General features: G+C 41.6%; 25 protein-coding genes. 13 read left to right on the top strand and 12 right to left on the bottom strand.

Features of this window, described 5'->3' with window-relative positions; genetic code table 11:
* Nucleotides 1-240 precede the first annotated feature (240 nt).
* From BV372_RS09295 to BV372_RS09285, 3 genes are all read left to right on the top strand, one after another.
* The gene (locus BV372_RS09295) at nucleotides 241-1,401 is read left to right on the top strand and encodes a hypothetical protein (protein WP_086686082.1); all 1,161 of its coding nucleotides are present in this window, start codon (nucleotides 241-243) and stop codon (nucleotides 1,399-1,401) included.
* A 357-nt stretch (nucleotides 1,402-1,758) separates the two neighbouring features.
* The gene (locus tag BV372_RS09290; RefSeq protein ID WP_086686081.1) at nucleotides 1,759-2,724 is read left to right on the top strand and encodes an acetamidase/formamidase family protein; all 966 of its coding nucleotides are present in this window, start codon (nucleotides 1,759-1,761) and stop codon (nucleotides 2,722-2,724) included.
* A 24-nt stretch (nucleotides 2,725-2,748) separates the two neighbouring features.
* A complete protein-coding gene (locus BV372_RS09285; RefSeq protein WP_086686079.1) occupies nucleotides 2,749-3,120 on the top strand; it encodes a sulfite exporter TauE/SafE family protein in 372 nt (123 codons plus the stop codon).
* A gap of 5 nt (nucleotides 3,121-3,125) precedes the next feature.
* Here the strand turns inward: BV372_RS09285 and BV372_RS09280 are convergent, their stop codons facing one another.
* Nucleotides 3,126-3,704, bottom strand: a complete 579-nt coding sequence (locus tag BV372_RS09280; protein WP_086686077.1) for an NADPH-dependent FMN reductase — start codon at nucleotides 3,702-3,704, stop codon at nucleotides 3,126-3,128.
* 316 nt (nucleotides 3,705-4,020) lie between these two features.
* On the opposite strand from BV372_RS09280, the gene BV372_RS09275 reads away from it, so the two are divergent.
* Complete coding sequence (locus BV372_RS09275; RefSeq protein ID WP_086686075.1) at nucleotides 4,021-5,163, top strand: BMP family ABC transporter substrate-binding protein; 1,143 nt, start codon at nucleotides 4,021-4,023, stop codon at nucleotides 5,161-5,163.
* A gap of 565 nt (nucleotides 5,164-5,728) precedes the next feature.
* Nucleotides 5,729-7,864, top strand: a complete 2,136-nt coding sequence (locus BV372_RS09265; protein ID WP_086686071.1) for a tetratricopeptide repeat protein — start codon at nucleotides 5,729-5,731, stop codon at nucleotides 7,862-7,864.
* 104 nt (nucleotides 7,865-7,968) lie between these two features.
* Here the strand turns inward: BV372_RS09265 and BV372_RS09260 are convergent, their stop codons facing one another.
* From BV372_RS09260 to BV372_RS09250, 3 genes are all read right to left on the bottom strand, one after another.
* Nucleotides 7,969-8,400 carry a DUF2752 domain-containing protein gene (locus BV372_RS09260; RefSeq protein ID WP_086686070.1) on the bottom strand — a complete coding sequence of 144 codons (432 nt, stop codon included), beginning with the start codon at nucleotides 8,398-8,400 and terminating at the stop codon, nucleotides 7,969-7,971.
* A 56-nt stretch (nucleotides 8,401-8,456) separates the two neighbouring features.
* The gene (locus BV372_RS09255) at nucleotides 8,457-8,717 is read right to left on the bottom strand and encodes a CD225/dispanin family protein (protein WP_086686068.1); all 261 of its coding nucleotides are present in this window, start codon (nucleotides 8,715-8,717) and stop codon (nucleotides 8,457-8,459) included.
* A 396-nt stretch (nucleotides 8,718-9,113) separates the two neighbouring features.
* On the bottom strand, nucleotides 9,114-10,580 hold the full coding sequence (locus BV372_RS09250; protein ID WP_086686066.1) for a tetratricopeptide repeat protein: 1,467 nt from the start codon (nucleotides 10,578-10,580) through the stop codon (nucleotides 9,114-9,116).
* Between the two features lie 189 nt (nucleotides 10,581-10,769).
* On the opposite strand from BV372_RS09250, the gene BV372_RS09245 reads away from it, so the two are divergent.
* Nucleotides 10,770-11,117 (top strand): hypothetical protein, encoded by a 348-nt coding sequence (locus tag BV372_RS09245; RefSeq protein WP_086686064.1) that lies wholly within the window; start codon nucleotides 10,770-10,772, stop codon nucleotides 11,115-11,117.
* Between the two features lie 159 nt (nucleotides 11,118-11,276).
* Here BV372_RS09245 and BV372_RS09240 read toward each other — a convergent pair whose 3' ends face one another.
* A complete protein-coding gene (locus BV372_RS09240) occupies nucleotides 11,277-11,486 on the bottom strand; it encodes a bromodomain-containing protein (protein WP_086686062.1) in 210 nt (69 codons plus the stop codon).
* Between the two features lie 102 nt (nucleotides 11,487-11,588).
* Nucleotides 11,589-12,266 carry a hypothetical protein gene (locus BV372_RS09235; RefSeq protein WP_086686060.1) on the bottom strand — a complete coding sequence of 226 codons (678 nt, stop codon included), beginning with the start codon at nucleotides 12,264-12,266 and terminating at the stop codon, nucleotides 11,589-11,591.
* A gap of 106 nt (nucleotides 12,267-12,372) precedes the next feature.
* Between BV372_RS09235 and BV372_RS36115 the strand changes: the two genes are divergently transcribed.
* The 6 genes from BV372_RS36115 (at nucleotide 12,373) to BV372_RS09210 (ending at nucleotide 19,385) form a co-directional block, all read left to right on the top strand.
* The gene (locus tag BV372_RS36115; protein ID WP_179198025.1) at nucleotides 12,373-12,534 is read left to right on the top strand and encodes a hypothetical protein; all 162 of its coding nucleotides are present in this window, start codon (nucleotides 12,373-12,375) and stop codon (nucleotides 12,532-12,534) included.
* A gap of 277 nt (nucleotides 12,535-12,811) precedes the next feature.
* Nucleotides 12,812-14,536, top strand: a complete 1,725-nt coding sequence (locus BV372_RS09230; RefSeq protein WP_086686058.1) for an ABC transporter ATP-binding protein — start codon at nucleotides 12,812-12,814, stop codon at nucleotides 14,534-14,536.
* A gap of 173 nt (nucleotides 14,537-14,709) precedes the next feature.
* Complete coding sequence (locus tag BV372_RS09225; protein ID WP_086686056.1) at nucleotides 14,710-15,711, top strand: ABC transporter substrate-binding protein; 1,002 nt, start codon at nucleotides 14,710-14,712, stop codon at nucleotides 15,709-15,711.
* 242 nt (nucleotides 15,712-15,953) lie between these two features.
* Nucleotides 15,954-17,474: a sugar ABC transporter ATP-binding protein gene (locus tag BV372_RS09220; RefSeq protein WP_256973133.1), complete on the top strand. Its 1,521-nt coding sequence runs from the start codon at nucleotides 15,954-15,956 to the stop codon at nucleotides 17,472-17,474.
* Nucleotides 17,467-18,414, top strand: coding sequence for an ABC transporter permease (locus tag BV372_RS09215; RefSeq protein ID WP_179198024.1), 948 nt, complete (start codon nucleotides 17,467-17,469; stop codon nucleotides 18,412-18,414). Before BV372_RS09220 ends, BV372_RS09215 begins: the two co-directional genes overlap by 8 nt.
* 5 nt (nucleotides 18,415-18,419) lie before the next feature.
* Complete coding sequence (locus BV372_RS09210) at nucleotides 18,420-19,385, top strand: ABC transporter permease (RefSeq protein WP_086686053.1); 966 nt, start codon at nucleotides 18,420-18,422, stop codon at nucleotides 19,383-19,385.
* A gap of 166 nt (nucleotides 19,386-19,551) precedes the next feature.
* Here BV372_RS09210 and BV372_RS09205 read toward each other — a convergent pair whose 3' ends face one another.
* Nucleotides 19,552-20,634 carry an Mrp/NBP35 family ATP-binding protein gene (locus tag BV372_RS09205; RefSeq protein ID WP_086686051.1) on the bottom strand — a complete coding sequence of 361 codons (1,083 nt, stop codon included), beginning with the start codon at nucleotides 20,632-20,634 and terminating at the stop codon, nucleotides 19,552-19,554.
* Nucleotides 20,635-21,007: 373 nt separating this feature from the next.
* On the opposite strand from BV372_RS09205, the gene BV372_RS09200 reads away from it, so the two are divergent.
* Complete coding sequence (locus BV372_RS09200) at nucleotides 21,008-22,315, top strand: MFS transporter (protein WP_086686048.1); 1,308 nt, start codon at nucleotides 21,008-21,010, stop codon at nucleotides 22,313-22,315.
* A 356-nt stretch (nucleotides 22,316-22,671) separates the two neighbouring features.
* Here BV372_RS09200 and BV372_RS09195 read toward each other — a convergent pair whose 3' ends face one another.
* The 5 genes from BV372_RS09195 to BV372_RS09175 all read right to left on the bottom strand — a co-directional run bounded on the left by BV372_RS09195 (nucleotide 22,672) and on the right by BV372_RS09175 (nucleotide 26,825).
* Nucleotides 22,672-22,884: a hypothetical protein gene (locus BV372_RS09195; RefSeq protein ID WP_086686046.1), complete on the bottom strand. Its 213-nt coding sequence runs from the start codon at nucleotides 22,882-22,884 to the stop codon at nucleotides 22,672-22,674.
* 177 nt (nucleotides 22,885-23,061) lie between these two features.
* The gene (locus BV372_RS09190) at nucleotides 23,062-24,138 is read right to left on the bottom strand and encodes an ABC transporter substrate-binding protein (RefSeq protein WP_256973132.1); all 1,077 of its coding nucleotides are present in this window, start codon (nucleotides 24,136-24,138) and stop codon (nucleotides 23,062-23,064) included.
* An 86-nt stretch (nucleotides 24,139-24,224) separates the two neighbouring features.
* Nucleotides 24,225-24,986 carry a class II aldolase/adducin family protein gene (locus BV372_RS09185; protein WP_086686044.1) on the bottom strand — a complete coding sequence of 254 codons (762 nt, stop codon included), beginning with the start codon at nucleotides 24,984-24,986 and terminating at the stop codon, nucleotides 24,225-24,227.
* 10 nt (nucleotides 24,987-24,996) lie between these two features.
* Complete coding sequence (locus tag BV372_RS09180; protein WP_086686042.1) at nucleotides 24,997-25,644, bottom strand: hypothetical protein; 648 nt, start codon at nucleotides 25,642-25,644, stop codon at nucleotides 24,997-24,999.
* Between the two features lie 107 nt (nucleotides 25,645-25,751).
* A complete protein-coding gene (locus tag BV372_RS09175) occupies nucleotides 25,752-26,825 on the bottom strand; it encodes an aliphatic sulfonate ABC transporter substrate-binding protein (RefSeq protein WP_256973131.1) in 1,074 nt (357 codons plus the stop codon).
* Nucleotides 26,826-26,922: the final 97 nt, after the last annotated feature.

Below are 26,922 nucleotides of genomic sequence, written 5' to 3'. Positions count from 1 at the left end.
TCATGAAAATCATTACAGTAAAGCAAACAATGTTGGAATAAAATCTTTAAAGGGAATACTTAAGCTATCAATATTTAGTAAATTATAGTATAATTAAATACTAAGTTTTACAGACTTACTATTTAATTTAAACAATACCCTCAATTTGAAGTAAGGATTTTTATCCTACTGTAAAAAGCAAATTTATAATAGCTATAAAGTTTTATGGTTAATAAGTAAGTTTTAATTATTATTTAATCTATGAATCTTGACAAATTTAAAGAAAATATCTGTAAAACTGGATTTGAATTGGAGTTCAGGATATCTGAAACTCTTCGTAATAATGGGTGGACAGTAATAAACAATAAATACTATATAGATGATTATGAAGATAAAGTTCGTGAAATAGATTTAATAGCTTATAAAGCATCAAAGGTACAGGATGATTTTATTATATACACTACTTTAGTTATAAGTTGTAAAAAGAGTGAAAAAAATTTATGGGCTTTACTTTCTAAAAATCTAGATGTAAAAGATCCTAATTTAGAATTAAAACCAGTTCATATATGGACAAATAATAAAGTTTTGAATTTTATAATTTCACACGAAAATTTCAAAGATAAATATTATAGCTATATTGAGACAAAAAATATTAAAAGCGCTATAAAAGTGCCTGAATTTCATATTTTTGCGTTTCAAGAAATGGATATTCAGGAAGCAAAACCGAAAAATGATAGTGCTATCTATGATTCAATAACTTCTTTAATGAAAGCTCAATCATATGAAATGAATTCTCTAATAGAGAGAAATGATAAAAGACCTAATACAATATACCAATTCAATCTTTTATCATTAATTGATTCAAAATTAATAAGAATCCATTTTGAAGAGACTAATATTAATGCTTCAGAGATACAAGAAGATAATTATATAGCAAGATATATTATAAAAAAAGAGCAAACGTTTGCTAGTATACATTTTATACAAGCATCTGCTTTTAAAGAAAAATTAAATCAATATGATAATCTTCACAACGAAAATTGTTTATTTTTTAGAGAGCATTATAATTTATTTTACACTGATGCTGCAATTAATAATCATAAAAATATATTATTTTTTGATGTTTTTTATTATAAATTGAAAAAAATTATTTTAGGATATTTTAATAATAAAAATAATAGTATTTATTTTGAGTTGCATGATTTATTCTTTGATAAAGTAACTCATGTTTTACAGGTAAATAAACATGATTGCTCCTTTAGCTATAACAAAAATAATATATTAGAAATATATTTACATTTACCAGAGCATATTTTTGAAAAAATACAAAATAATAGAAAAATAAAATTGGAAACAGGAAAGCTCCTAAAAAATGTTTATAGGTATACTGGAAAATTTGATTTTACAGATATACCTTTTTAAATTCTCAATCTCAAAAAGTAGAAATTTATTGTCTTAAATTAAGTAAAAATTTTACCAGATTTTACAAGTTAATCTAGCGAAGATGTTTACTCTAGGTTGCTTGTAAAAATGAGATTCATCTTACACTGTATAAGTTACTTATTCACAGAAGCTTAACCAAGTTTGAATGAGTTAACAAGTTTGCACTGGCTCTTACTTACAGTTTTATGATTGATATAAATATGCGTAGACTTATAGTATTTCATACTTTTTATAAGCATCTGTTAATTAGCTGCAAATTTATGCCAAGCTAGCAGTACTTAACGGCATTAATTAGATTAAATTTCACTAATACTGCTGAATCAGAATAATGCTCAGATGACCCATCACATTTTAAAAGCAACTAAAGAAACAGTTCATCTCGGTGGTTTTTCGCATTTGCTATCACCCGTGCTAACTGTTGCTTCTGGTGACACTATTGAGGTGGAAACTTACAGTGGTTATTATGTATATGAGAAAGCACCACCTGAGTTTGTTAACCAAGAATTTCTTGATATCTGCCAAAATTTGCCGTCAGAACGCAAAATTGCAGGAGGGCCACATTTACTGACAGGGCCAATTTATGTGCGGGGTGCGGAACCAGGAGATGTTTTGGAAGTACAATTAGAAGCGATCGCACCGAGTTTACCTGTAGGCTTCAATGCAATTCGTACAGGTTGGGGAGCTTTACCTGAAAAGTTTCATCAACCTGCTTTAAGATTTATTCCCCTCGATCTAGAAAACAAAATTGCTGAATTTCCTCAAGGTACTGGCATCAAAATTCCCCTCAAACCATTTTTTGGTATCCTTGGTGTTGCTACTCCAGAAGCATCTCGAACTTCAATTCCTCCTGGTAGTTACGGCGGTAATATTGATAACCGAGAATTACAGGCAGGTTCTCGGTTATTTTTACCGATTTTTGTTCCAGGCGCGTTATTTTCTCTTGGTGATGGTCATGCAGCACAAGGAGATGGTGAAGTAAATGTTACTGCTATTGAAACTTCTATGAACGGTACAATTAAACTTACAGTTCGTAAAGACTTACATTTAACAACACCAATTGGGGAAACTCCTACTGATATCATCACAATGGGCTTTGGTCAAACCTTAGATGAAGCCTTAGAAAAAGCTTTGAAAAATATGATTGATTTTCTAGAACGCTTCACATATTTATCACCAGAAGATGCATATGTACTTTGTAGTTTAGCGGTAAACTTTCGGATTACTCAAGTTGTGAATAGTCCGCAAAAAGGAGTGCATGGTATGCTACCTAAATCAATTTTGTCTCAGACAATTAGTTTATAACCTCACATCTAGAGACCACTTATTATGTCTAATATTCTCATCCAACTGTTACTAATTGGTTTAGTTGCTGGTGTTGCTGGAGGTATGTTTGGTATTGGTGGCGGAGCAATAATGGTGCCAGCAATGGTGTTACTGATGGGTATGGATCAGAAGTTCGCCACAGGTACTTCCATTGCTGCACAGATATTACCAATTGGTATTTTAGGAGCCGCAGTTTACTATCGCAATGGTCAGCTGAATATCAAATATGCTGTGATTATTGCAGTTGGTTTAGTAGTGGGCAATTTATTTGGAGCATTGTTTGCAAATCAGCCTTTTATTAGCAGCGAGACAATGAAAAAACTGTATGGTATCTTTTTGCTACTCCTAGGTGCTCGCTATTTAATTAACCGCTGAAAAATTTAGTTGAGCTTTGCCAGAATTGTGGCTAAGCTTTCACCCAGCTTTTCAATAGATTGGTGTTGCTTCTCATCTTTTAATGTATCGTCGGCATTGAAAGCTTCGTAAGCTTTGGGTACAGCTATTTGATCGGGAAGCACCAAGACTCTAATATTTCCTAAAATACTGCGCAGATGAACCAACCCCCGCAAACCACCTAGTGCCCCAGGTGAAGCACTCATCAGCGCAGCCACCTTGCCTGAAAAAGCTGCTAGAGGAGGTTCATTTGGCGCTGGACGGGATGCCCAATCGATCGCATTCTTTAAAACTGCTGAAATCGAACTGTTATATTCAGGCGAAGCAATTAGCAATCCTTGATGCGAAATTAGCAACTCCTTAAATTTACCTGCGTTTTCAGGTTGTCCTTCTTGTTTTTCTAGATCCTCATCGTAAAGAGGCATCGGTAAATCGCGCAGATCTAAATAAGTTACTTCCGCGCCTGCGGTCTTAGCACCATTCGCTGCGATTTTAGCCAATTTCTTGTTGTAAGAGTCTGCGCGGGTGCTGCCAGCAAAGGCTAGAATTTTAGGTGTATATGTCATAGGTATAAATGCTTTAAGGTTGATAGTTTAGTAAATCCTAATGCATTATCAGGTTTTGTAGCTGGCACCATTTGCTACATTAGATTTTCTTTAGAAATTCCTGTTTAGAGATCCATTGTGAGAGTGGAGAGATGAAGAGGCGATCGCTGTTAGATAAATTGCTGGATTATGAGATGCGATCGCCTACTCTACTAGGTAATTGCTATCATCAGTAAATCATTAAATTCCGCCAAGCGGTACTAGGCTACGTCTACCGTTATCAGTAATCAAATGACCCTTGACTCTTGACCCTTGTTGAATTTTAAATTGCTTAACAATGGATCGTCGGAATTTTCTCAAGTATGCGACTTTAGCAGGATCTAGCTTTGCCTTGACTAGCTGTATTCAAGGTAAAAATTCCAAATCACAAAGCGAACTAGTGCCAACAGCCTCCCCTGTGGTAGTCAACGAACCGCTAAAAGTGGGATTTGTATATGTGGGGCCTGTCGGTGACTTTGGCTGGACTTACTCCCATGATTTAGGTCGCAGAGAAATGGAAGCGAATCTCCAAGATAAGGTTAAAACTACCTTTGTGGAAAATGTTAGTGAAGGTGCTGATGCTGAGAGAGTAATTCGGCAACTAGCATTAGACGGTAATAAATTAATTTTTACAACTTCCTTTGGCTACATGAACTCCAAAATTAAAGTTGCCAAAGACTTTCCTCATGTTGCATTTGAACATTGTAGAGGATACAAACTTGCTGCCAATGTCGGTACTTATTCAGGACGCTTTGAAGAACCGCACTATTTAACCGGTCTGATTGCGGGTAAGATGACCAAATCTAATGTCATTGGTTTTATTGGGGCACATCCAATCCCAGAAGTAATTCGCGGGATCGGCGCATTTACCCAAGGACTGCGGACAACAAATCCTCAGGCAAAAGTCAGGGTGATGTGGGTACAAAATTGGTACGATCCTGCAAAAGAAAGGGACGCCGCCCAAGCTTTGATTAATTTAGGTGCAGATGTACTAAGCCAACATACTGACTCTGCGGCTGCTATTCAACTCGCAGCAGAGAAAGGCATTTATGCCTTTGGTTACAATACCGATATGAGTAAGTTTGGTGCTCAGGCACACCTCACATCAGCAATTAATAAATGGGGAAAATTTTATATAGATACAGCCTTGGCTGTCATAAACAACACATGGAAGCCGCAAGCGATTTGGCATGGTATTGCTCAAAGCATGGTAGATATTTCCCCGATGAATCCAGTGATTCCTAGCGATGTTCAGCAATTAGTCAATACTAAACGCAATCAGTTTATTCAGGGTACTGCCAATCCTTTTGACGGCCCGGTAAAAGACCAAAAGGGAGTTGTAAGAGTACCAAAGGGTAAAGTGTTGGATAATAAAGCACAACTGGAAATGGATTGGTATGTTGAGGGAATTGAAGGGTCGATTCCTAAAAGTAAATCCTAAATAAATTTTGCGATTTAGTGATTGAAGATGGTGTATTTAAATATTGATAATTTATTTATTCGTTCTCAAACCAAACTAGTAGGGTGGGTACTGCCTAGGCTGTTGACTCTGTGCCTTTTTAGGAGTGGAAAAATCATGCAAAATATGTGTTGTCATTGCGAACGCTTTGCTCGCAATGACTAAAGGGAGACTTTCCAGTAGACAGAAAAGTTGCATGAACCAAAAATGGGAAAATTCCATCAAAGTGAACAGCCTAGGTACTGCCCACCAATACTTCAATATCCAGCAGATAAACTCTAGGTGGGCGATGCCCATTTTACGAAATCCAAAAATTCTCTGATTTGTGAAAATTGTTTCTAAATAACCTCCAAGTACGCTAAGCAGGAGAAGACACAGAAAATTTTAGTAAGATTTTACAAAATTTTTAAAAGTAAACTATTACTGTAAGGTAGTAAGAATTTTACAATTTAAAAAATCTTAAAAGTATAGAATAAAACTTTTTGACGCCGCTAAGGCTTTCCTTAGAGAATTTTAAATTTTGAATTCTGCACAGCAATATTAATATATGCAAATCTGCCAAAACCCCAATTGCTCAAATCCCTTTAACCTTGACGGCAATAGATTTTGCACCAGTTGTGGTTCAAACAGCTTTGGTGTGTTGTTCAAAAACCGCTATCGGATCAACAGATTATTAGGTGAAGGTGGTTTCGGTAAAACCTATGAAGCAAGAGATATAGATAGATTAGATGCACCTTGCGTAATCAAGCAATTTGTACCACAAGTACAGGGAACAGGTGCACTGAAAAAAGCAGCAGAAATGTTTAAGGAAGAGGCAAGGCGCTTATTTGAGCTAGGAGAAAATCATCCCCAGATACCGCGACTGGTTGCCTATTTTGAGCAAGGATTAAATTTATATTTAGTGCAAGAATTTATTTCTGGGGAAACTTTATCAGAAGAACTCCAACAACACACTTTTAGTGAAATCCAGATCCGAGAACTGTTAGCTGATTTATTGCCGATTCTGCAATTTATTCACGATCGCAATGTAATTCATCGGGATATTAAACCAGAAAATATTATTCGCAGGGCATATGACCGCAAATTAGTACTCATTGACTTTGGCGGTGCTAAGCAAGTTACACAAACTACCTTAGCCCGCCAAGGAACGGGAATTTATACGATTGGTTATGCTCCTTTGGAACAAATGCAAGGATACGCTTATCCTGCAAGTGATTTATATGCATTGGGTGCGACTTGTGCGCGGCTGTTAACGCGGTGTTTACCGTTACAAGATGCCTATGGCAATCTTGCTGATACTCTTTATGATGTCAACGAGGCGCGGTGGTTGTGGCGGGAACGACTTAAAGAGCAAGGTTTAAGCATTAGTAATGATTTAGGACATATTCTCGATAAGTTACTGAAACATTTTGTCAAGGAAAGGTATCAAACAGCAGCAGAAGTTTTGCAAGACTTGCAAAATACTACATCTAGTGTGCCACCGACAATTCCAATTTTTTCCCAATCAACAGCTAATGCTCAAGCCTACAATTTTTGGGGATTAGATAAGGTACAACGCCAAGACTACCAAGGGGCTATTACTGATTTCAATCAAGCTTTACAGATTAATCCTAGCTATATTGAAGCTTGGAGTAACAGAGGTAATGTCTACTTCCAAATGGGCAAGTATGATGCTGCACTTGCAGACTTCGATCGCGTTTTGAGCATCAATCCCAACTTTGTAGAGGCAATTCAAGGTCGGGAGAAAATTATCGCTATGCAGCGCCACCATACACCTGTGCAGTCTCAACCGCAATTTCAACAAGCTGCTTTCGCCTATGCTTTAAGTGGACATTCCCAGCTTGTGAGGTCTGTTGCCTTCAGTAGGAATTACCCAACCCTGATTAGTAGCAGCAATGATAAGACAATCAGGACTTGGAACTTACAAACACGCAAAGTGCAAGGTGTGCTTTATGAAACTGGGCTTTGGGTAGTGGCGGCGATCGCTCCCAATGGGCAGACTCTTGTTAGCGGTAGTAGCGATAAGACAATTAAAGTTTGGCATCTGGGCGCTAGCAAACCGCAGCGCGTCCTCAGAGGACATTTTGACTTAATTAACTCGCTGTCCATCAGTCCTAATGGGCAGATTCTTGTGAGTGGAAGTAGGGATAAAACAATTAGAATTTGGCAACTGGAGACAGGAAATTTACAGCAAACCCTTCCCGCACAGAGTGGCTTTGTGTACACCACAGCTATCAGCCCAGATGGTAAATTTCTCGTTAGTGCTGGTAGCGATAAGGCAATTAAAATTTGGCAGTTGGACAATGGCGAACTGCTACGCACGATTACAGATAACCCTGCCTTTGTGCGTGCTGTTGCCATTAGCTCAGTCCGGCAAATTATCGCCAGTGGCGGCTACGGTGCAACTATCAACCTCTGGAACTTCTACACAGGACAGCTACAGCAGCGTCTGGAAGGACATAATGGCTTAATTCAAAGTCTGATCGTTACCCCAGATGGGCAAACTCTGATTAGTGGTAGTGGCGATCGCACAATCAAGATTTGGAGTTTACAAACTGGGAAGTTGCTGCAAACTCTGACAGGGCATACTGCTAGCGTGCTAGCTCTCGATATCAGTCCCGATGGACAAACCCTCGCCAGCGCTGGCGAAGATAAGACTATTAGGATTTGGCAAGCAAGTTGATTAGTGGAACTGTGTTTGCTGGCGCTTGTAAATAAAAAAAATAGGAACATCCTAATATCTAATAGTTTAAGGAATTCCTATAGACAATTGCTATCGGTATATTTTCAAGGTGCTAGCCAAGAAAAAGGAGCAAAAGGGATATTTCTTAATACCCAATAGCCAAGAATAATTTTCAAAACCAGCCAAATCCAAGCAGGTTTAATAAAAATTTGGGGAATTTTTGCACCAATAATTATAGGCGCGCTGTAGCATACATAAGAATAAACTAAGTATGGCATGGCTAACATCATCAAGGGGTTCAACTCAAAAGCCTTGAGTATATGCCCGTGAAGTAGCTGGTGTAAAGCTCTTAGCGTGCCACAGCCAGGACAATATAAGCCAGTCAGCGACCGAAATGGACTAGGGGGGTAAACAGGGGAATTGCTGGGATTAAAAAAGTATAAAATAATTGCAGCTAAAACGATAATCCCGGAAAGGGCTGCTACTTTCAAAGTTTTTGTAGATACAGAAGATGAGCGACGATAAATTATGTTCATTTTCGGATTTCAGGAATTTTCTTGCTAAAGTTTTTCAATTTTTAATTACATAACTTTTAGCGTGGTTGCGGGGCTAAAGATACCAAAACTGCTAGGAGAAAATATACTAATATCACAGCGAGTCCTGAACCAAAAGATACCCAACACCATGTTTTAGCACTTTTAGATGCTTGCATCGCACCTTCATAATCCCCGGCTTGCAACTTTGTATTTACTTGAGCCGCATAAACGATCGCCACAATTCCAAACGGTAAACAGCAGAAAAGCGTAGTTAAAATTGCTTGCGGCAAATAGTTTGGTACATTCTGAGATTGCATTAAAATATCCTTGCAATGTCATTAAACAGACAATTTGCGTTTTTAGTAATATGTCTATAAAAGATATCAGAATTAGCTTTACGTCTCAAAAGCTGCTTCATAAAAATAAATACTAAGTATTTTTCCGCTTTTATAGCGTTATTATTTAATTTGTGAAATCTTTCTACGTAGCATTGCTCAGATATTTGACTTATTGTTGATAATGCTTACCTACAACTGTCCAAGTGATATTTTAAAAGACTTTTTTTTAGTGTTATTCGGTCTTCGCTGTTTAATAATTATTTTTAACTGTATTGGTTTAAAAAAGAAACATTCTCTTTTGGAACTCGAAACTTTGAGTTCAGAATCCAAAACTTGGAGATAAAAGCTTGATTGGTGAGGCTGGAAACTTAAATTTTACTGTTCTGAGTTGAGAGAATCGTGCAAATCTGCTAAATTGTAATGCACACTAAAAGTATGGGGATGATTTGTCCCTAATCGTCGCTCTAAAATATCTAAAGCTTGGATGAACAGAGGTTCAGCTTCGCTGTATCTACCTTGGGAATAGTAAAAAAATGCTAGATTGTTGAGGCTAGTAGCAAAATCTGGATGTTCTTCTCCCAACAACTGACGTATAATTGCTAAAGCCTGGATAAACAGAGGTTCAGCCTCGCTGAATTTACCTTGAGAGTAGTAGACAACTGCTAGATTGTTGAGGATATTAGCCACATCGGGATGTACTTCTCCCAGTAGCTTGCGCTTATGTGCTAAGGCTTGCATAAAAAATTGTTCTGCTTGTTGGTATTTGCCTTGGAAACGACAGATTTCTGCTCGGTTGTTGAGGTGTGTGGCAAAATCAATATGTTCTTCTCCCAGCAGCTTCTTAATGATTGACCCAGCTTGTATAATAAATAATTCAGCTTCCCTGTACATACCTTGGGAGTAAGAGAGTGCTGCTAAGTTGTTGAGGCTAACGGCGACATCACGATGTTCTTCTCCCAGCAGCTTGCGCCTGAGTGCTAATACTTGAGTGAACAATAATCGAGCTTCCCTATATCTGCCTTGGTAACGGTAGAGTGTTGCTAAGTTGTTAAAAATAGTGGCAACATCACGATGTTTTTCTCCCAGCAGTTTACACTTGAGTGCTAATGCTTGGGCATAGAGTGTTTCGGCTTCATTGTATTTACCTTGGGAACAGTAGAGTGTTGCTAGGTTATTGAGACTATTAGCGACATCGGGATGTTCTTCTCCTAGCAAATTGCACCTAATTTTTAAAGCTTCAATATACAAAGGTTCGGCTTCGCTATATTTAGCTTGGTAACAGTAAATTTCTGCTAATTTGTTGAGGCTAGTAGCGACATCTGGATGTTCTTTTCCCAATAGCTTACTCTTAATTGCCAAGGCTTCGATATACAAAGTTTCAGCTTCGCTATACTTACTTTTGAAACAATATAAATATGCTAGATTTTTGAGGCTGGTAGCAACATCAAGATGTTCTGCTGCCAACAGCTTGCGCCTAATTACCAAGACTTCGATGTACAACGGTTCTACTTCGCTGTATCTACCTTGGGAATAGTAGAAAGATGCTAGATTGTTGAGACTAGTAGCGACATCAAGATGTTCTGCTACCCACAGTCTGCGCGTAAGTTCTAATGATTTAACGTAAAAATATTCAGCAAGGCCGTTTCTACCTTGAGAATAATAGAAAGATGCTAAGTTGTTGAGGCTAGTAACAACGGCTGGATGTTCTTCTCCCCAACGATTTTTAGAAAATTCTAGACATTGTATATAACAACTTAAAGTTTGATCGTATAAACCTTGAGCCTGATAAAATTGAGCATCGCTGACAAAAGACGAAATTAAATCATCATCACTCAAGTCCATAAATGAACAATCTTAGTTATTGAATTATACTGTTTGTTATTATTTTAATAATCTCTCTCTATAAAATAAAAAGTATTACCTGGGATGTGGCAATAGAAAAACCTAACAAAACCTAGGATATAGGAAGCTCATCATCTAATACGGTTCAGTTAAGCCTCAAAGTTGTGTAAGTTGACGGTTATTCCTAAAATGGAAATTAACTTTGGTGCATCTTCAAGATTTCTCACTGTTGTCTCCATAGATACAAAGCAACCACGTTTCGTTCTAAAAAGCCAAAAAATAGAGGTAGTGGACAACTTGTTCAATCTCCCATATCTCACATCTCTAATTAGCTTTTTAGTTTTAATTGAATCGTATTGTGTTATGCCTAACTTTACCTATGAAATTGTACAGATGCAAGCTGGTGAAGCTACAGATCGTCTGTCTGAGTTTGCTGAGATCCGAATTGATGCTGTTGAGGATGGTGCATCAGTTAGCTTTATGCTGCCTTTTACAAATTGTGAGCAGGTAGAGAAATTAAAAAATATCAAAAAATAAATTATCAAAAATTAAGCGATCGCATTCGGCTAATTCATTAAGGATTAGTTTTCCTCCCAAAGCCATTTACCCATACTAGCCGCCATGAAATAGGACAGTGGATGGGAGGAATTAATCATAATTAGGTTCAGTCACCAACCTAAAAATTCACTACTAATGCTACTCTTCAGGGGGAGCAGCTTGTGGCAATACAGAACGGTCTTCATCTGAAGTTGTCAGAGGTACGTTTAAATGTTTTCTTGCCATTTCCTCTGCTAAGCTACGGTCTTGCTCATTCTCAAACTGACTTTCATCAAGTAAATGCCGATTCCGTGCTGCTTGATCTCGACTTGGCGGAGCGCCATTTTTCCATCTGTATTTAAAGTCCATACTTACACAGCAGTTAGACTGCGGTTTATTTCTACGGTCTTAATAGTAGAGATGAAACAAACATTTTGCTTCTACCATAAGTCGAAACCACTATAATTTCGCTCAATTTTTGTCTTCGTTGATCAAAACTAGCTGTCCTTCTTGATATGCCTGTCGTAAGGCTATAGCTTCTGCTACGATTTGTTGGGCGCTTAAACCCTCTGTATCCATCATGCGTTGCAGAGTTACCCCTGTGCGCTCATCCTCTTCATGAATGGCAGGAATTTGGCAATATCTTCCGCCATTCTTAGTGCGCCGCCAAATACTTGGTTTTTCCGGTTTTGGTGCTTTGGGAGTGCGATGTTCTTTGATTAAAGAACGCACCGCTTCTTGGGTAATGGTGCTCAAATCTAAAAGCGCGTCTATTACCTGCTTGTATTTATTACTGTTATTTGCGAGCTGATATACAGTCAAGGGTTCAATTTGTGCTAAATCTTGGGGCGAAAATTCATCAAATACCGCCGCAATCTTCAGATACCTTTTTTCCTCACCCATCCAGCCTCGGTCAACAAGTAGTTTTTTGTACTGCTTCAGTGAAAGCTTCTGTTTTTGTTCGGCTAACCAAAAGGCATGATGTAAAATTGTTTTGGTAACATCAGCCAGTGAAAGTAAGGAGAATTTTTCTCCACCAACACTTTTGAGAGCATTGGCTTTTTCTTGAGCGTATTGCTCAAACTCTGATTTTGTAATGGCTTTAGAGTCAACCTGCGTTGGAATTACACTCTGCACTTGTGTGATCATGATGTTGACCTCCTAAAAAATCCCCAATATGCACAACAAATCCATCGCCTTAGGTTCTTGCTAGAAGGCAATCGCACTCAAGTTAGTGGAAGTTGGGAAATAAAGTTTGTTACTAGAACAATTGTACTACCAAAAGATAAATAAGAATCCCCAAACATACCCAAATTTTAGGGGAGGCGATGAAAGCTTTATACCAGAGAGCTTGAACTCAGCTATCCAAGAGCATTTTGGCTTGCATCCTACAGAAGATTGGCGATCGCTTAATTAAGGAAGGGAGCGTTTGCAGTGCCTCAGTTGCAAGGGTTTGATGTTCACCTTAACCATTTCTTTGACTAATGGACGCGATCGCATCGCACCACACAATTTTTTTTCTTAGTCGTTTTATAGAAACTAGAACTCAACACTCTCAAGTGCAGTCTTTTGCGATCGCAAAATAGTTTTGGTAATTAAAATTGATCCGAGCCGGAAATTATCGATAACTATTCAGAAACTCCACAAAAACTGATAGCGTCAGACAAAGGAAAGATTATTGTGGATGTGACAGATTGAAAACGCGATCTAATTATTGGCAACTGCTACCTTATATCCAACCCCAGTGGCAAACCATCACTAAGGGATTTATTGGCATTTTAGGATATGTGCTAGCTACATTAACGCTGATTAATCTCGCAGGTAAATTGGCAGTTCCTTTTGGAGACGGTAATGTAGTAGCGATCGCACAAATAGCTGGAATCTGCGCTGTAGTATTTCTTGTCCGCGGCTTTTTTCAGTCTGTGCAAGATATATATATGGCGCAAGCTGCTTTAAGAGTAGCTTTTAATCTCCGCAAGCAAGTTTATGCCCATCTACAAAAACTTAATCTCAGCTATTTTGAAACAGCAAAAGCAGGTGATTTATCTTACCGCCTGACTGAGGATATTGACAGGGTAGGGGAAGTAGTCAATAAAATATTTCACGATTTTATTCCTTGTGTTTTGCAGCTGCTAGCAATTCCCATCTACATGATTTGTCTGAATTGGCAGCTGACACTAGCAACGGTGATTGTTGCGCCGCTAATGGGGATTTTAATTGGCTGGTTTGGCGAACGGTTACAGAAGTATTCTCGTCGTAGTCAAAATCGTGTATCAACTTTATCTGCGATACTTACAGAAGTTTTTAGTGGGATTCGTTTAGTACAAGCTTTTGCTGCCGAAAACTACGAAATTGCCAGATTTAGCCGAGAAGCAGAACGCAGCCTCAAAGCCAAATACTCAGCAGAACGACTCAAAGCAATTCAAATCCCTATCGTGGGATTTTTAGAAGCGGTGAGTGCTTTATCGCTATTAATGGTGGGAGGCTGGCAAATTTCTCAACGCAATTTAACAGTAGGAGAGTTTTTCAGCTACCTGGCGGCGGCGGCGTTATTAATTGACCCGATTGGACATACTACCAATAATTACAACGAATTTAAGCAAGGTGAGGCATCGGTTGACCGAGTTTTTGAATTATTGGCAATTCAACCGACGGTATTAGAAAAGCCAAACGCCATAGTTCTTCCTCCTGTGCAAGGCAAGGTGGAATACGCTCGTGTTGCTTTTGCTTATAAGCCTGGTGAACCTGTATTAAAAGATATCAGTTTGTTGGCACTACCAGGAGAAGCGATCGCTCTTGTGGGTGCTTCGGGTGCTGGTAAAACTACATTTGTGAATCTCCTACCCCGTTTTTATGACCCTGTATCTGGTCAAATCCTGATTGATGGTGTGGATATTCGAGATGTCACACTCCATAGTCTGCGGCGACAAATAGGAATTGTTCCCCAAGAAACCATCATGTTTTCTGGAACTATTGCCCAAAATATCGCTTTTGGACAAGACTCATTTGAAATGTCAGCAGTGGAAGCAGCGGCGAAAATTGCTAACGCCCATCAGTTTATTAGCCAGCTACCAGAGGGTTATGATACTTGGGTAGGTGAGCGTGGGGTGAATTTATCAGGGGGACAAAGACAAAGAATTGCGATCGCCCGTGCTGTTCTTCTCAATCCACAAATCTTGATTTTGGATGAGGCGACATCGGCTTTAGATTCGGAGTCAGAAGCACTGGTACAGGAAGCCTTGGAAAGACTGATGCAAGGTCGCACAGTGTTAATTATTGCCCACCGTTTAAGTACAGTGAGAAGATGCGATCGCATTTTAGTGCTGGAACAAGGACAAATGGTGGAATCAGGAACCCATGAAGAACTTTTAGAGCTTCATGGCCGCTATGCACGGTTTTATGCGCAACAGTTTAGTTAGTCATTTGGCATTTAGCACAGTTGGGGAGTTTGATTGCATCAGGGTGTAGATGCCGTGATTGGGGTATATTTGGGGGGCGATCGCATCAAAGATATTTCCACATCACTAGTCTTTGTTTCAAGATAAGCTCTAAGTAGCGCTCAGACACGATGGATAGGAGATCTAATGGGTCTATGAACAATCAAACCTGTTTTGGATACTCAGCTGTCCGAGTCTATATGTCAAGGTTCCTGGTATTTAGCGCTTACGTTGCGATTACCGTAGCGGCTTTCTCGCTGGCTGGCTGCGTGCGCGAGAAAACGAAAAAGATTGTCGGATTTTCGCAGACAGAGAACATTGGCCCGTGGCGCGTCGCGGAAACAAATAGCATCAAAGCCGAAGCCGCCAAGCGTAAGGAAACTTACGATTTCTTGATGACAGACGCCCAAGGGCAGACATCGAAGCAGTTCGCCGACATTGAGGATCTGATCGCACGGCAAGTCGATGCCATATTCCTCGCACCACGTGAGTATGAGGGTCTGACGCCAGCTTTGGAAGCGGCGAGAGCGGCAAAGATACCAGTGTTTCTCATTGACCGTGAAGCTGCGGGAAAACCAGGCGAGGACTTCATTAGCTTTCTGGGGTCGGATTTCATCGCGCAAGGCAGCCGCGTTGGTGAATGGTTGGCCAAGGCGACCAACGGTAAGGCATCCGTCGTGGAACTCACGGGAACGGCGGGTTCATCGGTCGCAATCGATCGGGCTAAGGGATTTCGCAACGCGATCGCTCCTTATCCCAACATGAAAATCATCGCCACGCAGACGGCAGATTTTTCACGGGCTGCGGCCCAGCGTGTAATGGAAAACATCATCCAGGCTAAGGGTTCTGAGATCACCGCAGTGTATGCTCACAACGATGAAATGGCATTGGGTGCAATCCAGGCTATCAAGTCCGCAGGCATGAAGCCGGGTAAGGATGTAATCATCGGTTCAATCGACGGTCAGAAATCTGCGCTCGAAGCGATTATCCGCGGCGAGCTTGGCGTCAGTGTCGAGTCAAATCCACGTTTTGGGCCGCTTGTTTTCGCCACGATGGAGAAGTATTTTGTCGGTGAAAAAATTCCTCCTCGGATCATTCTCAAGGATAGACTCTTCGACGCGACCAACGCCAAGGATTTTGTGCATGAAGCATACTAGTGGTCTATTGGGCATGGCGCATGGGGCATTGAGGATTAGCGAGGAAAGATTTCCATCAAAATTAATGTGGTGAAGTACTAAGTAGTTCCCGCCCTAAAATAAAGAAAAGATAACCTGGAATTATCCTGAGCTTCCACGATAGACAAAGATTACTATCGTGCGAAGTGAAGGATATCCACTATGGGCAATCAGGACAAAAACAGGTAAAGCCGATGAATCAGGCTACTCGAACTGTCCTTCGCATGACGGACATCAAGAAAAGTTTTTCCGGCGTGCCAGCGCTCTGGGGCGTTGATTTTGAACTCAAGGCAGGCGAGATTCATGCGCTGGTTGGCGAGAACGGCGCTGGCAAATCAACGCTGATTAAGATTATGACGGGAGCGTATCGACGGGACTCAGGCATTATAGAGTACGACGATGAACGCGTTGCATTCCAGAACCCGACCGAAGCGCAGGCGGCAGGTATCGTAGCCGTCTACCAGGAGATTCAGCTTGTGGGTTTCCGAACTGTTGCCGAGAATATTTTTCTTGGCAGAGAGCCACATCGCTTTGGCATCATCGATAGAGAGCGCATGAATACCGGAGCGGTCGAAATCCTGGGGCGCTTGGGGTTGCATATCGATCCGCGCTCGGTAGTTGGTTCGCTCAATATTGCCCATCGCCAGATGGTGGCGATCGCCCGCGCTATATCCTTTGGTGCGCGTGTGCTGATCCTCGATGAACCTACGAGTTCGCTTACGGAAACCGAGGTTGCTGTTCTTTTTGACGTTATGCGCCGGCTCAAGTCGGAAGGGACAGCCATCGTTTACGTCAGCCACCGTTTTGAAGAACTTTACGCCGTGTGCGATCGCGTGACAGTCCTGCGTGATGGGCGCAACATCGTGACGCAGCCGCTGACCACGCTCAATCGCCTGGATCTGGTGTGTCATATGCTGGGCCGCCAGCCCGATGAGGTGAGCGAAGGAGTTACAGCCTTTGCTGAGCGATCGCAAAACGCAGCAGGTCGGCCAGTGCTGTTGCAGGCGGAAGCACTCAAATATCAAAACCGACTCGCTGGTGTCTCAATTGAAGTCCGGCATGGCGAAATCGTTGGGCTTGCGGGTTTGCTCGGTTCTGGTCGCAGCGAAACGGCGCGCGCTCTATTCGGTGCCGAACCACTTGACGGTGGAACCGTAAAACTCGAAGGTAGCCTTCTGGAAGTGCGTAGTCCCCATGACGCCATCGACGCGGGAATGGCTTTCCTCTCAGAAGACCGCAAGGCGGATGGTATCATCCCTGAGCTTTCGGTGCGTGAAAACCTCACACTCGCTGCCCTACCTTCTCTTACGCAATGGGGCATCGTTTCCAAAAAACGACAGGGCGAACTCGTCAATCGTTTTATGCAGCGTCTTGGCATCAAGGCCGCCAGCGCCGAGCAGAAGATCCACGAACTCTCAGGTGGCAATCAGCAGAAAGTTCTGCTGGCGCGATGGCTGTGCAAGAATACGAAACTTCTTCTCCTCGACGAGCCAACTCGCGGAATCGACGTTGGTGCAAAGCGCGAAATTCAGCGGCTGATTGCCGAACTCGCAGAGCAAGGGCTGGGAGTTCTGATGATTTCATCGGAAGTGGAAGAACTTGTTGAAGGCTCACAGTATGTTGTCGTTCTGCGTGATGGGCGGTCAGTTGCAGAACTCAGTGGCGAGCAGAAGAATATCAAAGCAATTCTGCACGCTATGGCCGAAGGTGCAGATCGTGAAACAGAGCAAGACGCAAATGAATAGCAAAAAGCTCAGTTCGGGTTGGAGAACCCTGTGGAACCCAAACTTCGGCGCACCCGCGGCGCTCCTCATTCTTTATGTTGCGAACGCCGTTTTGACTCCGCGTTTCGCTACGGTGAGCAACACCCTGAATATGTTGCTCCAGGTGTCTACGACGATGATCGTTGCCATTGGGATGACGTTCGTTATTGCCTCACGCGGTATCGACCTCACGGTTGGTTCGACTATGGCATTGGTTTCAATTATTGTGGCATTGCTGATCAAGTATGGGATGGCGATCGCTCTCTTAGCTGCTTTGGGAAGTGCCCTGTTGATTGGTCTGCTTAACAGCTTTCTGATCTCACGGCTGAGACTGGAGCCTTTAATCACCACTCTGGCGGCTCTAATTGTGTGGCGTGGAATTGCTCAAGTGATCGGGGACGGCGAGATTGTTCCTTTTGCCCATCCCACCTTTGAAGCGCTGGGCAAGGGCTATCTCGGCCCTATCCCAATTCAGGTTGTGATTGCCACAGTTGTAATTGCAGCCGCGTTCTTCTGTATCCGGTCTACACTTTTTGGGCGTTACATCGTTGCAGTCGGCGGTAACGAACAGGCTGCACGGCTGGCGGGTATCCGTGCGGAGCGTGTGAAATCCATCGTCTATATAATTAGCGCCCTGCTGGCTGGATTGGCTGGGTTAATCGAGACAGCAAGGCTGGCTATGGGCGATCCCAGTAAGATTGGTGTTAACGCAGAATTCGATGCGATCGCGGCTGTTGTTGTTGGCGGCACGCCCTTCTCTGGTGGCCGTGCAAATGTGCTCGGAACTGTTGTGGGAGCCTTGATCATGCAGGTGATCTCCACAAGTTTCAATATGCTTTTGATTCCCTTCACCTGGTCATTGGTTTTGAAATCCGTAATTATTCTTTTCGCTGTTTTTTTACAGCGTCCTAGGGAGGTCTAACGGGGATGGCTGCCACAAGGATTGCGCTTGTCGGTACGCGGCTTGCGAAGCTACTTACCTCGCAGGGTGCGCTGCTCCTGCTTTTTTGTTTAGCTCTGTTCGCATCGTTTCGTTATGAAACCTTTCTGACACCGCTTAACCTGATGAACATCATGCGACAGAACAGTATGCTCGCGATCGTGGCGCTGGGCATGACTGTTGTGATCCTGAGTGGAGGAATTGATTTGTCTGTGGGTGGTCTCGTTGCTTTAGGCGGTGTCGTCGCCGCAATGCTCGCCGGACAGGGAAGCCTTGTGGCAATCGCCGGCGGTATTGCCAGCACCACCTTGCTCGGTGTGGTCAACGGTCTTCTCGTGTCCCGTGCCAGAATCCAGCCATTCGTTGTGACTTTATTTACCGCAAGCGCTGCGCGTGGGCTGGCATTGAGCATCACTCAGGAAAAGTCGATTGCCATATCATCGGCTGCTTCGGAACTTGTTTGGCTAGGTAGGGGGTTCATTGGCCCGGTTCCTGTCCCTGTGCTGATGGTTGCGCTTTTGTATTTCGCAGCTTGGTTTATGTTGCACAGAAGCCTATTAGGGTTGCATATATTCGCTGTCGGTGACAACGAGGAGTCCTCCCGGCTCATGGGTGTGAACCCGGATCGGGTAAAGCTTGCGGTCTACACAATCAGCGGTCTGCTTTCAGGGCTTGCTGGTGTTATTCTCGCGGGTCGTCTAGGGGCGGGTCAGCCTGTGGCCGCTTTTGGCTGGGAGACGGATGCGATCGCTGCGGCTGTCATGGGAGGAACGTTTCTCGGAGGAGGGCAAGGGAGCGTGTTTCCGACGCTTGCCGGTGTCCTTTTGCTCGGAATGATGTATAACCTTCTGAATCTCGAAGGGACGATTACTCCGTGGTGGCAGCTCGTCCTCCGCGGCGGCTTCCTCCTTCTGGTCGTAATTTTCCAGCAGCGCATCGCGCAGAAGACTTAACTTACTGTTCGCGCCATCGAAAGCAAATATAGCTGAGTTATTGATTGGGGCGCATCCATACAAACTCCCATTCGTTTTTGGTGTTAAATCAACAAAGGTGGGTTACTTTTATCAGGCTTAATCCCCTTGTGAGTGTAGTTTTTCATAATTCTTTTGGGTGAATAAGCTATTCAGCTATCCTCAGAAAAGTTGCGTTAATTGCAGTAGCAATTTTGGCAAAAACCTCACTAGCTGGCGAAGTCCGATGCTTCGCTTGGGCTATGTCGAAGCCAATGGCGATCGGGTTTCCAGTATCACCACCGCTACAAATATCAGGATCAATGGGGATTTGCCCCAACAGAGGTGCTTGTAATTCTGCGGACAGTTGTTCGCCGCCACCACTACCAAAAATTGGTGTGCGTGAACCACAATCTCCACAGATTAAATAGCTCATATTTTCAATGATGCCAAGGACAGGAACACCGACTTGGCGAAACATATTGATATTCCGTCGTACATCTGCGATCGCCACTTGTTGAGGAGTTGTCACTAGAATGACTCCACAAATTGGGCTTTCTTGGATAATTGTGATTTGAGCATCACCTGTACCGGGCGGTAAATCTATTAATAAATAATCCAATTCGCCCCATTCCACGTCTTGTAAAAATTGCGTGATAATTTTATGCAACACAGGGCCTCGCCACGCCAAAGGGCGATTTGCTTCTACAAGTAAACCGACTGACATTAGTTTTATTCCCTGAACTTCCAGGGGTAAAAACTTATCCCCTGTAGAAGTATTAATCACTTGAATATCAGCTTGGCCTAAACCTAACATTTGCGGTAAATTCGGCCCATAAACATCAGCATCTAACAGCCCGACTTTTGCACCTTGTAATCTTAAGGCTGCGGCTAGATTTACGGCCGTTGTTGATTTGCCTACGCCACCTTTACCACTAGAAACTGCTAGAGTTGTTCTAACACCAGGAATTGTACAAATTTGAAGATAAGTTTTTTTGCACCAAGATAGAGATGATAATACAGATTGAATTTCTGTATGTAATTGGTGCTGATGAGAACCAATGTATAACCGTAAATAAATATACTGATCAACTATACGGAGATTTCGTACCATTCCTAAACTAACGATGTCATTTTTTAAGGTAGGTTCTATAACCTGTTTCAGAAGTTTGACTACTTCTTGCTGATGAGAATTAGTATCTGGTTTTAACTGATCTTCTGGATGCTGAAAGGGAGATTCGTGGTTAGACATGGTTCGGAAAAGGTTAGTTATCAAAAATTTGCCATTTTCAGAAGCAGCGCTTTGCGGGTGCGACTGCGGAGGATTTAAACCCCGACTGTAGCTTGCTTCCTGTAGGGTAAAGTCTAAGCACCGGAAGCCAGCACTCAGAAATTTGTAAGAGAGAGTCTTAAAGCTTTTAATTTACGATAAGTTACCTCAGCAAAGCTCAGAAAGTACCTAATCTACAACCTCAGCATCCTTGTCAGATTATGTTAAGTATGCTAACTTTATGAATATCTAAATTTAAGTCACTCTAATAGTATCTCAGTAATCGGTGGGAAAGTAGCAAAGTCAGTGAACTTTTCATCCAAAAATTGGCTCAAGTCCCTCAAGGAAAATATTGATGCAACAAAGTAATAAAAAAAGCTCGGAAGTAGGCAAACTATTGTTTACCTTTTTGTATATTCCGCCTGCTTTAAAATCTCCAAATGTTTGTTGTTTTGTTATTGGAGAAAGCGTATCTTTTTTTGGTTCTTGGATGACTCAAATTGCCCTCATATGGATGGTTTATCAAATCACTAATTCAGCCATGTTAGTTGGCATAGTTGGGTTTACTAATCAATTTATGGGCTTGATTATTACACCATTGGTAGGTGTGTTCTTAGATCGCTGGAATTTACGTTATGTATTACTGACGACTCAGTTAGTCTCTATTTTGCTATCTGCTACTCTCACCGTTCTCACTATTAACGGTCAAATTACTGTGACCTGGATTATTATCATTGGGATCATGCAAGGAACTGTTAAAGCCTTTGATCTGCCAGCGCGTCTAGTAGCTATTCCTAGGCTTGTGAATAATAAAGCAGATACTTACAGTGCAATTTCTATTCATTCATTCTTAATTAATACAGCCAAGTTTGTCAGCCCAATGATCGGAGGATTACTACTTGCCAGAGTTGGAGCAGCTTCATGTTTCTTAGTTGATAGCATCAGTTATATACCTTTTATCTCTGCCATATTAACTGCTCAACTTAAATCAGATTTCAATAATTATTCACTTAAAAAAACAAATATTTGGCAGAATTTAAAAGAGGGTTTTGCTTTTTCGTATAATTTTCTACCGATTAGGTATGTTTTGATTTTACAAATTTTGATTTGTTTTATGGTGATGACTCATGTGAATCTCATGCCTGTTTTTGTGAAGGAAGTTTTAAACGGTAATGCAGAAACTATGGGTTTTTTGATGACAGCTTCTGCACTTGGTTCTATAATTGCAGGTCTTTATCTAATTTTAAGGAAGCAAGCTACAGGATTATTAGAAGTTATAGCGGTTTCTACTACAATTCTAGGTTTAGGTTTAATAATTTTCTCTCGCTTTAATAATCTAGAGATTTGCCTGGTATTAATCTGTATAGTTGGTATGACAAATACTCTTACATTGGCAGCCATTAGTAACTTTGTGCAATTAATTCTGGTTGATGAAAATAAGCGAGGTAGAGTTACAAGTATCTTTACAACAGGTTTTTTAGGAATATTGCCATTCGGTAATTTATTTTTTGGAGGATTGACCAGTAAAATAGGAGTTGATAATGCTTTATTATTCGGTGGTATTTCTTGTTTAATAGGAGCAGGCTTTTTTATAAGAAAATTACCAAAAATAACAAAAATAGTATCTTCAATTTATAGAGAAATGGGTTTAATTAGCCAATAAAATAAAACTGAATATAAATTTAAAGGCAATATGAGCGAGAGTTTGGACTTGAAACTGCTTTCCCTATCCAGTAAAATTTTGTAATTTTAGATTTGTTTTCACATTTAAATTCGTTTTCACCTAGTAAATCTATTATATAAACATAGGACTTATGCAAGAACCCTCTAAAACCCTCTTTCCTTTGTGTCCTTTGTGTCTTTGCGGTTCGTTTTTTCATAATTTTGCGTAAGTCCTGAAACAGACATTGTTTAAATTTTGCATTTTTCAATTATTCAAAGTTTAAAACCAAAAATTCGGTTCTAGCTAGAGTTGTATGTTAGAACCGAATAATATACAAGTTGGAAAAAATTAAGCTGTTAAATTGGACGTGGTTTAAAAGCCGCATCCGGTTTTTGATTAGGTGGTTGAATTAGGACATTGCTATTAGATTCTTGGTTAGGTAAATCCCAAATATCTTGTCTTGCCTGTTCTTTTTCTACTAATAACTGGAGATGAGGTGGTAAATGGGAATATTGCCCAAATGACCAAGGTTCTCCATCAGATAATTCTCTTTCTGTATTATGAAACATAATGTTCACCTTTGTTAGGAATATGCTATGACTATTGGGTGTTCATGGTAGAGTACACAGTTACCGATATTGCGGATTTTGTAATTTACGGGGTCGTTTAGGGTAAAAATTCGCAAGTCGCGCCAGGAAATGTGAAGAGTTATGGCTCAACTTTGCGCTTATTTACGCCGTGCTGTACTAGCCTCTATTACATTTGGCGATATCTTCGTTAAATGTGTTGTCCCAAAGTGGCTTGACATCAACTTTAGTAGGAATTACGCCTGCTTTGAAAAATGTATCAGCAACTTTTTGCTGAGATGAGATCGCCTCTTGAGACACAGGAAGTAATTTTTGGGGACGTTGTTGTTGTCCTTCCTGGGCATCCTTGTAAACAATGCCTTCATCAACATTGATAGCAGTTGCATAACTTTTAGACCACTGTTTGAGATTAGATTCCCGCCAGTTTTGTGACTTTTGCAAGCGGCAGAGAAAATCTGCGATAGCGACTTTTTTTTGGGGATCGGCGATCGCATTCGGCGCTGCAATAATCACAAAGTTACCGCTTAAAATATCTTTGGCAGATTCCAGTACCCGCGCCCCTTCTTTTTGTGCTTGCCCAATTGAGTAACCATAGGTAGCCCAAGCATCTAGATCGCCTTTGCGAAAAGCAGAAAGCCCATCGGGTATTGAAAGAGGAACTGCGTTGATGTCTTTCATCGTGAGTCCGACTTTCTCTAACATCTTGATTAGGAAGTAGTGGGCAGTCGTGGCTTTAACATAACCTACCTTTTTACCTTTAAGATCCGCGATCGTTTTTGCTGCCGAGTTCTTGGGTATGAGTACAACTTGACCAACTGTAGGCCCTTTAGTGGAGGCAATAATTTTTACAGATGCCTTGGATTCAAGAGCAAAAATCGGCGGAATTTCACTAGCTGAGGCTAGATCAATTGCACCAGCATTAATTGCCTGCACCATCAAATTACCCCCAGTAAATTCAGTAAACTGAGTTTTGTAGGAGAAATTATCCAGCCCAGCTAATTTTAAATTTAAGTCCCAACCACCTTTGTATTTGGCAACACGCAAATCAGTTGAATTTAAAGCTGTTGTGCCAGTTGGGGTAGGGTTAGCGGCAGTAATTGCCGGAATGGATGAACTAACAGAACTGACCGGACTAGCCGGACTAGTAGAATTAACCTCTGAACAAGCTACTGTTGTTAAACTCAACAAGTAACCCACAGGGAAGATAAAATTTTGACGCAGCCGCTTGGTATACACATTAGTCTTCCTAATTGAGCAAAATTTTACAGACAGGGGACGAGGAAAATGATGCAGAGAACCAATGCCCCTTGCCCCATGCCCGACTATTCCAACAAATCTGGTTCTTCGCGCACAATCCTGTTGTAGAGAGGTTGGAAACTAAACCAGCCAGCCGCATGAGTTCCAACTTGGCTATGGGTTAAAGTAGCAATTTCATGGTCAATGGAAATCGGTTTACCTGCTGCTTCTGCTAAAAGTTGAGCTTGAGCTGAACGCTCGAAACTTATATACCACCAAGCCGCTTCGTCTACTGTTCTTCCTACTGTCAAAAAGCCGTGATTCCGCAGAATGACAGCTTTTTTATCTCCTAATGCTTCAGCAATTCTTTTACCTTCAGAGGTATCTAGAACTACACCCTTATAGTCATCAAATATGGTGTGGTCTTGATAAAAAGCACAAGCATCTTGAGTTAAGGGGTCTAGTAGACGACCTAGACTTGACCAAGATTTACCATGCAGTGAATGGGCGTGTGCAGCTGCAACTACATCAGGTCGTGCTTCATGAACTTGGGAATGAATAGCAAAGGCGGCGCGGTTGACGGCAGCATCTCCTTTAACAACCTCGCCTTCTGTGTCAACTAAAATTAGGTCAGACACACGGATATGACCGAAGTATGTTCCTAGAGGATTTACCCAAAAATGGTCAGTAAATTCTGGGTCGCGGGCAGTAATATGACCTGCGATACCTTCACTAAAGCCAAAACGAGCAAATAGGCGAAATGCAGCAGCCAGGCGTTGTTTGCGGTGGAGGCGTTCTTCTTCGACTCGTTCAAAAACTGGTGGTTGGGGTCTATCGTATCTCGGCATGGTTTTCCTTTTATTCCTTAAATGGTGCGTTGGAATATCCAGAGCGAAAAGACCTGACAGTTTCTTGTTCTGGGTGATAGTGGTTGCGTAAAATATTACCAGTATCATTCCCCATGACATGAATGGAAATGGAAGGAGTAAAGACTGTTGTAGCCTTCACAGAGTGAATATCACCGTCAGGCGGTAACAGATGGTAAATATCACCACTTTTTACTTTATAGACACCGAGACTTTGTAACTGGGCGCTTCCTTCTACATCACCTTTATCTAGGCGACGGTAGACAGTTTCTTCTTGTCTGCCTTTATACAAACCTACAAGTCCCCAAGATAAATGGTCGTGGACAGGAGTTATGGAATTAGGCGGAATCACCAAACTAAAGATAGTAAGAGAACGATCCTGAGAACGATACAGCAACCATTGCCCAATTCCACCCCCCAAGCCGCTATGGTGATTTGGTTGGGCGAATTCCTCTGTTAACCAATCTTGTTTTTTCAGGAGTGCGGCAAAATGGGGTTCTAGGGTATTGAGGGTTTGTTTGCGATCGCGAGTTGTGTTAGAGATAATTTGTTTGGCGATCGCCACAAACTCACGTAAGTCTGGACTATCAATAAACCATTCATCTGTTTCTAAGGATTGGAGAATAGTTGTATGAGTCATAAAATTCCAGATTTGTAATTTAACTTTTGGGATTAAGACTTACGCACTCTGCCTTTTTTGTCATTTGTCCTCTGCTTCCTCATCTCCCTTGTCTCCCTTCCAACTTCCTACCTCGCCGCAGTAGTTCCTAACGGACACACCGAAGCTGCAATATCTACTCGTTTAGGAAGAATTTTTTGCTCTAGTAACCAATCAGCTGTTTTCTGAAGCTTGCCAATATCATCTGCATTGGGAAAGACGTAAGACTCTGGGCCACGATTCTTAGTGGCTTGCTTGGCTACAGCTTCCGAAACTTTTAGCTCTTTTACCATAAAATCTGCGGCTGCATCGCTATGCTGATTCAGCCATTCACCATCTTGGCTCAACGCTGTCAGTGCAGATTTAACTGCTACAGGATTGTCTTTAGCAGCATCACTTCGCACAACCATAATGCCGTAGGTAGGTGCAGGGTGCGTAGTGGTGATTCTCCGCGCCTGATGTTCTAGTTCTGCAATGGAAATATAAGGTTCCCAAACTGCCCAACCATCAACAGATCCTTGGTAAAGCGCTGGTGCAGCATCATTTGGCGATAAATAAACTCGCTGGACTTTCTCTTTAGGGATATTTTCTGTTTCTAAGACTTTTAATAACAGGTATTCACCTGCGCCCCCTTGATTAACTGCAACTTTTTTACCGACTAAATCAGCAGGTTTACGAATAGAAGAATCACCGCGAACTAAGATGGCACTACTTAAAGAATCTGGTTGAGGACGCTGTACAGAACCAATACAAAGTGGCTGTCCAGAAGCAATCCCGGAGATGGTAGGAATATCACCGCAACCACCAATGTCTGCACGATTACCATTAAGAGCCGCTAGCAACGTTGCACAACGGTCAAATGGCCCAGTCCATTCAACTTGAATATTTTGAGCTGATAGCTGACGTTCTAGGTTGCCGCGCTGACGTGAGATGGGAATAATCCCGCCTTTTTGGTATCCCAAGCGAACTGCGTTGCTTTTTTCTGGATTTTGATTACTACTGACAACTTGTGAGGCAGAATTTGAGTTAGCTGGGGGATTAACTGCTGTTTTTTGACTGCAACCAGTAACCATCAAACTTAGACATGAGACCGCAACCAAAAAACTACTGGCAGAATACACTTGCTGAGCGCGAAAGTTATGCTTTTTTAAAGAATTCACCACATTTTATTCCTTCATCTCAATTGTTGAGAGTTGAAGCAGCAGGCATATTTGTTTAATGTGAAAGGAAAAATCTACTTAAAATTGATAGACATATAGT

The sequence above is a fragment of the Nostoc sp. T09 genome (assembly GCF_002154695.1).
GTDB lineage: Bacteria > Cyanobacteriota > Cyanobacteriia > Cyanobacteriales > Nostocaceae > Aulosira.
The sequence above is the reverse complement of the archived record's forward strand: the minus strand, read 5'-3'. Positions and strand labels throughout refer to the sequence as shown.

Excerpts from the sequence above, each read along its gene's own strand:
- BV372_RS09295 (WP_086686082.1), top strand. The coding sequence starts at position 241 with ATGAATCTTGACAAATTTAAAGAAAATATCTGTAAAACTGGATTTGAA.
- BV372_RS09290 (WP_086686081.1), top strand. The coding sequence starts at position 1,759 with ATGACCCATCACATTTTAAAAGCAACTAAAGAAACAGTTCATCTCGGT.
- BV372_RS09285 (WP_086686079.1), top strand. The coding sequence starts at position 2,749 with ATGTCTAATATTCTCATCCAACTGTTACTAATTGGTTTAGTTGCTGGT.
- BV372_RS09280 (WP_086686077.1), bottom strand. The coding sequence starts at position 3,704 with ATGACATATACACCTAAAATTCTAGCCTTTGCTGGCAGCACCCGCGCA.
- BV372_RS09275 (WP_086686075.1), top strand. The coding sequence starts at position 4,021 with ATGGATCGTCGGAATTTTCTCAAGTATGCGACTTTAGCAGGATCTAGC.
- BV372_RS09265 (WP_086686071.1), top strand. The coding sequence starts at position 5,729 with ATGCAAATCTGCCAAAACCCCAATTGCTCAAATCCCTTTAACCTTGAC.
- BV372_RS09260 (WP_086686070.1), bottom strand. The coding sequence starts at position 8,400 with ATGAACATAATTTATCGTCGCTCATCTTCTGTATCTACAAAAACTTTG.
- BV372_RS09255 (WP_086686068.1), bottom strand. The coding sequence starts at position 8,717 with ATGCAATCTCAGAATGTACCAAACTATTTGCCGCAAGCAATTTTAACT.
- BV372_RS09250 (WP_086686066.1), bottom strand. The coding sequence starts at position 10,580 with ATGGACTTGAGTGATGATGATTTAATTTCGTCTTTTGTCAGCGATGCT.
- BV372_RS09245 (WP_086686064.1), top strand. The coding sequence starts at position 10,770 with ATGGAAATTAACTTTGGTGCATCTTCAAGATTTCTCACTGTTGTCTCC.
- BV372_RS09240 (WP_086686062.1), bottom strand. The coding sequence starts at position 11,486 with ATGGACTTTAAATACAGATGGAAAAATGGCGCTCCGCCAAGTCGAGAT.
- BV372_RS09235 (WP_086686060.1), bottom strand. The coding sequence starts at position 12,266 with ATGATCACACAAGTGCAGAGTGTAATTCCAACGCAGGTTGACTCTAAA.
- BV372_RS09225 (WP_086686056.1), top strand. The coding sequence starts at position 14,710 with ATGAACAATCAAACCTGTTTTGGATACTCAGCTGTCCGAGTCTATATG.
- BV372_RS09220 (WP_256973133.1), top strand. The coding sequence starts at position 15,954 with ATGACGGACATCAAGAAAAGTTTTTCCGGCGTGCCAGCGCTCTGGGGC.
- BV372_RS09215 (WP_179198024.1), top strand. The coding sequence starts at position 17,467 with ATGAATAGCAAAAAGCTCAGTTCGGGTTGGAGAACCCTGTGGAACCCA.
- BV372_RS09210 (WP_086686053.1), top strand. The coding sequence starts at position 18,420 with ATGGCTGCCACAAGGATTGCGCTTGTCGGTACGCGGCTTGCGAAGCTA.
- BV372_RS09205 (WP_086686051.1), bottom strand. The coding sequence starts at position 20,634 with ATGTCTAACCACGAATCTCCCTTTCAGCATCCAGAAGATCAGTTAAAA.
- BV372_RS09200 (WP_086686048.1), top strand. The coding sequence starts at position 21,008 with ATGCAACAAAGTAATAAAAAAAGCTCGGAAGTAGGCAAACTATTGTTT.
- BV372_RS09195 (WP_086686046.1), bottom strand. The coding sequence starts at position 22,884 with ATGTTTCATAATACAGAAAGAGAATTATCTGATGGAGAACCTTGGTCA.
- BV372_RS09185 (WP_086686044.1), bottom strand. The coding sequence starts at position 24,986 with ATGCCGAGATACGATAGACCCCAACCACCAGTTTTTGAACGAGTCGAA.
- BV372_RS09180 (WP_086686042.1), bottom strand. The coding sequence starts at position 25,644 with ATGACTCATACAACTATTCTCCAATCCTTAGAAACAGATGAATGGTTT.